The sequence below is a fragment of the Kitasatospora sp. NPDC059571 genome, from assembly GCF_042735675.1.
Classification (GTDB): Bacteria; Actinomycetota; Actinomycetes; order Streptomycetales; family Streptomycetaceae; genus Kitasatospora.
Map to the genome: position 1 here is coordinate 1 of NZ_JBHWBW010000711.1, position 2594 is coordinate 2594.

Consider the following 2594-nt stretch of genomic DNA (forward strand, 5'->3'; position numbering starts at 1 on the left):
GGGCGGCCTCCTCCGCGGCGCGGCGACGCGCCTCCTCCTCGGCGAGCTGCCGGGCCTCCTCGGCCTTCCGGGCGGCCTCCTCGGCGGCGACCCGCTCGGCCTCCACCGCGGCGAGCCGGTCCTTCTCGGCCTGCTCGGCGCGCAGCTGCTCCAGCAGCTCCTGGCGCTTGCGCTCCGCCTCCGCCTCCTCCGCCTTTCGGCGGGCCTCCTCGGCGGCGCGGCGCTCGGCCGCCTCGCGGGCGAGGCGCTCCTGCTCGGCCTTCGCGTCCTTCTCCTGGGCGGAGAGCGGCAGCTCCCGGTCGAGCCGGTGGCGGATGGCGGTGGTCACCTGGGCGGGCTGCTGCCCGGCGTCGACGACCAGGTAGCGGGCCGGGTCGGCGGCGGCGAGGGCCAGGAACCCGGACCGGACGCGGGCGTGGAACTCGGTGGGCTCCTGCTCCAGCCGGTCCAGCGCCTCGGTGAAGCGCTCCCGGGCCGCGGACGGGTCGACGTCCAGCACGACGGTGAGGTCGGGCACCAGACCGCCGGTGGCCCAGCGGGAGATCCGGGCGATCTCGGCCGCGGCGAGGTCGCGGCCGGCGCCCTGGTAGGCGATGGAGGAGTCCATGTAGCGGTCGGTGATGACCACCGCGCCGCGGGCCAGGGCGGGCCGGATGACGTTCTCGACGTGCTCGGCGCGGTCGGCGGCGTAGATCAGCGCCTCGGCGCGGTGCGAGAGACCGGTGTTGCCGACGTCCAGGACCAGACCGCGCAGCCGCTGGCCGACCGGGCTGCCGCCGGGCTCGCGGGTGAGCACCACCTCGTGGCCCTTGGAGCGGATCCACTCGGCGAGCGCGTGGGCCTGGGTCGACTTGCCGGCGCCGTCGCCGCCCTCCAGGGCGATGAAGAAGCCGGTGCCGGCCAGCCGGTGCGGGGCCGGCGCGGAACCGCCGCGCACGGCCTGCGCGAGCTCGCGCCCGAACGGGGCGACCCCCCGCCGGTCGTCGGTGCGCAGCAGCACCACGGCGGCGAGCACCAGGGTGAGCAGGCCCGCGGTGGAGACGGCGAGCGCCGCACCGCCGTGGATGAAGGTGAAGCTGCCGGACTCGACCCGGCCGAGCTCGACCTCGCCGTAGGCGGCGGCGATCAGTGGGACGGCCACCAGCGCGGTGCCGACGACCACCCGCAGCACCGCGTAGAGGTGCTCGGTGACCTTGGGCAGCCGGATCTCCTCGACCTCCTGGGCGAGGAGCGCCCGGCCGACCGCGATGGCGACACCGGCGGCGAGGCCGGCGAGCACGGTGAGCAGCAGGACGAGGACGAAGTCCAGCACCAGTCCGGCCAGGATCAGTGCCACGCCCTCGACCAGCAGGGCGACCGCGAGGAGCCGGCGGCGGGAGAGCGCGGGCAGCACCGAGCGGGCGCTCCGCGCGCCCAGGGCGGGGGCGAGTGCGGCCGCGAGGACGACCAGGCCGTAGCCGACCGGACCGGCCCGGTGCTCGACCGCGGTGAGCAGGCCGAGGGCGGCGACGCCCGCCATCGCGGCGTACCCGGCGGCGACGGCGAAGGTGAAGTACGGGGCGGAGCCGGTGCGGCCCTTGGTGAGCGCCGGGCCCGGGGTGGCGTCGGTCGGTGCGCGCAGCCCCTGGAGCGGGGAGCGCGGGGCGGTGGCGGCGCCGCCGGGCAGCTCCTGCAGGAAGAGCAGCACCGCGGAGGCCCCGAACAGCAGCGCGGCGCCGAGGGCGGCGCAGGTCAGCTGGTGGCCGCGCAGCCAGTCCGAGGCGAGCGCCGCGAGCACGTTGTTGAGCAGGGTGAGCAGGATCAGGGCGGTCGCGGCGAGCGGGACGGTGGCCCAGCCGGTGCGCAGGTCCAGGGTGCGGACGGCGTCCAGGCCGGCGGCGGACGGCCGGCGGCGCTCGGGGGCGGCGTACGGGTCTGCGGGCGGCAGCAGGCCCGGGACGGCGGCCGCCTTGGCGATCGCCCAGATCCGCTCGGCCGCACCGGACACGAAGACGGTGCCGAGCAGCACCCAGGTCGCCGTGCCGGGAGTCCAGGTGACCCACCAGGCGGCGAGTCCGATCAGCACCGCGCGCAGCAGGTCGGTGCCGATCAAGGTCCAGCGCCGGTCGAGTCGGCCGCCGACCAGGGCGTGCACCGGCCCGAGCAGGGCCGCGCCGAACAGCACGGTGGCGAGCAGCCGGGCCGCGAACACCGCGGCGACGGCGAAGGCGAGCGACCGGTACCCGTGGCCGAACTGACCGCCGATCACGCCGGCGACCACCGTCAGCGGCACCAGGACCAGCAGCGCCAGGCGGTCGGCGGTGCCGCCGACCAGCTGCGCGGTCCACAGCCGGCGGTAGGGCCGGAGGCGGAGCAGTGCCCGGGCCCGTTCACCGGGGGTGCCGGCGGGTGCCGGGTCCGGGCGGTCGGGTGGTGCGGGGGCGGTACCGGTGGGCTGCTCCTCACTCGTCATACGGTCAGCGTAGCGGTCGGGCGTTGCGGCCCAAGGGGCAGCAGGGCCTCGGGAGCGGCGTCATGACACGGTTGTGACGCGAGCCGGGGGCGCCCCCCGCGGGGCCGGGGCCGGGGCGCGGGGCGGGGCGGCCCCCCGGCGG

The 2594-nt window shown here is 77.7% G+C and carries 1 protein-coding gene; it reads right to left on the reverse strand.

The genetic code is table 11. From position 1 onward, the window contains the following. Positions 1 to 2452, reverse strand: a 2452-nt coding sequence (gene tmk / locus ACFV0G_RS38140; RefSeq protein WP_380558080.1) for a dTMP kinase, incomplete at its 3' end; no start/stop codon positions are given. Between the last annotated feature and the right edge of the window lie 142 nt (positions 2453 to 2594).